This is a genomic window from Ilyobacter sp., assembly GCF_041583315.1.
In the GTDB taxonomy this organism is placed as follows: Bacteria; Fusobacteriota; Fusobacteriia; order Fusobacteriales; family Fusobacteriaceae; genus Ilyobacter.
Genome location: NZ_JBFHGC010000296.1, coordinates 1 through 3,655 on the forward strand (window position 1 = coordinate 1; position 3,655 = coordinate 3,655).

At 38.5% G+C, this 3,655-nt stretch carries 4 protein-coding genes; 1 reads left to right on the forward strand and 3 read right to left on the reverse strand.

The window, feature by feature from the left end; all coding sequences use genetic code 11:
- Window positions 1-594 (forward strand): DMT family transporter (locus tag ABZA26_RS10160; protein ID WP_372714411.1); only part of this gene is annotated, 594 nt, incomplete at its 5' end.
- Window positions 595-634: 40 nt separating this feature from the next.
- Here ABZA26_RS10160 and gltX read toward each other — a convergent pair.
- From gltX to ABZA26_RS10175, 3 genes are all read right to left on the reverse strand, one after another.
- Complete coding sequence (gltX, locus tag ABZA26_RS10165; RefSeq protein ID WP_372714412.1) at window positions 635-2,146, reverse strand: glutamate--tRNA ligase; 1,512 nt, start codon at window positions 2,144-2,146, stop codon at window positions 635-637.
- A gap of 67 nt (window positions 2,147-2,213) precedes the next feature.
- A protein-coding gene (prfB, locus tag ABZA26_RS10170) for a peptide chain release factor 2 (protein ID WP_372714413.1) occupies window positions 2,214-3,312 on the reverse strand; the annotation gives its coding sequence in 2 pieces (ribosomal slippage) (window positions 2,214-3,239 and window positions 3,241-3,312; 1,098 coding nt in all).
- The coding region (locus ABZA26_RS10175) for a hypothetical protein (protein WP_372714414.1) at window positions 3,269-3,655 on the reverse strand (387 nt) is incomplete at its 5' end. The genes ABZA26_RS10175 and prfB, both read right to left, overlap by 44 nt.

Genomic DNA, 3,655 nt, shown 5'->3' on the forward strand with positions numbered 1-3,655 from the left:
GCTGCATCAAACCCCATAATGACAACGATACTTGCCTCTATATTTCTCAAGGAGAAGGTGTCCACAAAAGCGGCCTTCGGTATAGTTATTTCCTTTATAGGGGTTGCTGTCATAGTTACAAACGGATCATATGAAGTCCTGAGAAATATGGATTTTAATATCGGAGACCTGTATATGCTTATAGCGGTGCTTTCATTTTCCTGTTATTTTATACTTCTGAAAAATGTACTAAACAGGATTCCACCTATGAAGCTTACGGCCTATGTCTTTTTATTTTGTGTTTTGATACTTTTACCTGCAGTCATAATTGAAAACCCCGCTTCTTATATCGGTAATGTTACATCAAAAGGATGGGGCAGTCTTTTATACATGGCCACCTTTGCATCTGTCATAGCCTACATGCTGCAGCAGGTGTCAGTAAAGAGAATAGGTCCGTCAAAAACATCACTTTACATCAATCTAATTCCGCTTTTTTCCATGATAATGGCCTATTTTATCTTAGGAGAAAAAGTTACAATTCAAAAAGTTCTTGCAGGTGCCATGATCATCTCAGGAGTTATAATCACATTAAAAAGTAAAAATATTCCCAAATAAAAAAAGTATCCCCGGACTAGTTCCGGGGATACTTTTTTTATTAAAATAGGTTATATTTTTTTACTATGTTCTTTATTCTGTCAAGAGTTCTGTCTCTTCCGATGATAGATATCACCTGGTAAAGCTCAGCTCCTCTTGCCTGACCGGTGATTACCACTCTAAGAGGCATAAGAACCTTACCAGGCCCTTCTCCTATCTCTTCTAGAGTCTCATTAAGAAGTGCTTTCGCCTCTTCCTCAGTAAGCTCCTCTCCGGCATTTTCAATTTTGCCCATGAAATTCTTAATAGATGCTTTTCCAGCCTCATCATTTATTGCACTGTACATTTTTTCTACTGATTTTCTTTCTTTCTTATTCATATCTTCATCGACTACAGGAAGATCATAGTCATCATTATAGTAGATAGCTGCATTTTCTGCCAGTTCCTTGAGGAAATGCGTTCCTTCCCTCAGTATTTCCACTATTCTTTTTACAGCTTTATGCTCTTTTTCAGAAACCTCTTCCCCTATATACTTTTGATTCTTAAAGAAAGGAATAGCAAGCTCAGTAAGCTCATCCAAGTCCTTCATTCTCATATGCTGATTATTTACCCAACCAAGTTTTACGAGGTCAAATACAGGTCCCCCGAGAGATACATGGTTTATATCAAAATTATCTATAAACTCTTGAAGAGTAAATATTTCTCTGTTGTCTGCAAAAGAGTATCCCATTAATCCCAGGAAGTTTATTAGTCCCTCTTTGAGGTATCCTTGCTCTTTATACCAGTTTAGGGATACTGGGTTTTTTCTTTTAGATATCTTAGTTCTGTCTGAGTTTCTAAGTAAAGGCATGTGTATAAATTCCGGTGCTTCCCATCCGAAAGCCTTATAAAGCTGTATATGTTTAGGAGTAGATGCGATCCACTCTTCTGCTCTGATTACATGAGTTATATTCATCAGATAATCGTCCACTACATTTGCCAGGTGGTAAGTAGGAAACCCGTCACCTTTTAAAAGGATTTGGTCGTCAATTTTATCATTTTCAAAAACCACGTCTCCTCTTAATCTGTCCTTTATTACTGTTACCCCTTCATAAGGCATTTTTAGTCTTATTACATACTCTTCTCCGGCTTCTAATTTTGCCTTTACCTCATCTTCCGACAACGATCTGCAGTGCCCGTCATATCCAGGGGCTTTTCCCATGGCCTTCTGTCTTTCTCTCAGTTTATCCAGTCTGTCTCTTGTGCAGAAGCAGTAGTAAGCTTCTCCCTTTTCAACAAGTTGTCTTGCATAATCTCCGTAAAGATGAAATCTCTCTGATTGTCTGTAGGGACCAAATTCTCCCCCTTCATCAGGACCTTCGCTGTAGTTTATATCCAGCCATTTTAATGTTTCAAATATCATAGTTTCAGATTCTCTTGTAGATCTTCCTTGATCTGTATCCTCTATTCTAAGTATGAAATCTCCGCCATTTTTTTTTGCAAAAGCTAAGTTAAATAGTCCTATATATGCTGTTCCTACATGAGGGTCTCCTGTAGGAGAAGGTGCTATTCTTGTTCTGACTCTTCTTTCCATTTCTCTATTCCTCCTGAATTTACTTTTTATTATTTTTATTGATATTACACTCTTATAAAGGATTTATCTATCTTTTCATCCATCTCAGATGGCCGTTGATGAAGTCGTCTATATCTCCGTCCATCACGGCTTTTATATTTCCAGATTCCACAAGGGTTCTGTGATCCTTTACCAGGGTATAAGGCTGGAACACATAGGATCTTATCTGACTTCCCCATCCTATATCACTTTGTTCCCCCTGGATCTTTTTCAGCTCATCTTCTCTTTTTTTCATCTCCAACTCGAGAAGCTTTGACTTCAGTAACTTCATGGCTGTCTCTCTGTTTTGGAGCTGCGATCTTTCCCTCTGACAGGTTACTACTACGCCGCTCGGAAGATGTGTTATCCTTACTGCAGAATCCGTGGTGTTTACATGCTGACCGCCGGCTCCACTTGCTCTGTAAGTATCTATTTTCAGATCTCCGGTATTTATCTCTATATCTGCAGTCTCATCTACTTCCGGCATCACATCTACAGAGGCAAAAGAAGTATGTCTCTTTTTATTTGCATCAAAGGGTGATATTCTCACAAGTCTGTGTATTCCCTTCTCATTTTTCATATATCCATAAGCCCTCATCCCCTCTACGAGAAAAGTTATAGACTTTATTCCCACCATCTCTCCCGGCATAAAGTCGAGCTCAGTCATCTTGTAGCCTTTATTATTACACCATCTAGAATACATCCTGTAGAGCATGTCAGCCCAGTCACAGGCCTCTGTTCCCCCTGCACCAGAGTGGATTGTTACTATTGCATTACTGGCATCATATTCTCCGTCCAGAAGAAGTTTGACATCAAAGGCCCCTATAACTTTATCCAGACCCTTATGCTTCATCTCCAGCTCTTCCAGGAACTCTTCCTCTCCCATTTCCACAAATTCAAGAAGGACTGTTACCTCTTCACAAAGTTTTTCGATAGAACGATATTCCCCTATAATATCTTTGAGGTCATTCATCTCCTTTATCAGCTTTTGACTCTCTCTTTTATCATTCCAGAAGCCGTCTTTCAGCGTCTCTTTCTCCAGTTCTTTTACCTTGCCTTCTTTTCCTACAAGGTCAAAGAGACCCCCTAATTTCTTCTATTTTCTCAATATGCTGAGAATGTTCTCTTTTTAGATCCAAAATATCCATCTGTATCCCCCTTGTATTTCAGCGTGATTCTTTTATCATCAATTTTATAAAAATTATTTTCTCCTGAAATTGTTGATCTTTTTTTTATTAAATTTTTATCCGAAGTGAGCATAACTCCCCTGTCAAATTCCACTATATATTTTTTTATCTGAAAAAACGGAAAACTGAAATATTTTATTCCTGCCTCACCGTTCTTTATCTCCACCCCTACTTTTTCAAATACATCCTGGGTGTAAAGTTGTTTCAAAACACGATTTCTGTCCTTTGCTTTTTCCATCATAAGTACTACACCGGTTTCTCCGTTTCTCTCTAGAAGAAAGGCCCCTTTGAGAGTTTTCCCCAC

Coding starts and splice junctions, on each gene's coding strand:
- gltX (WP_372714412.1), bottom strand. CDS start 2,146: ATGGAAAGAAGAGTCAGAACAAGAATAGCACCTTCTCCTACAGGAGAC.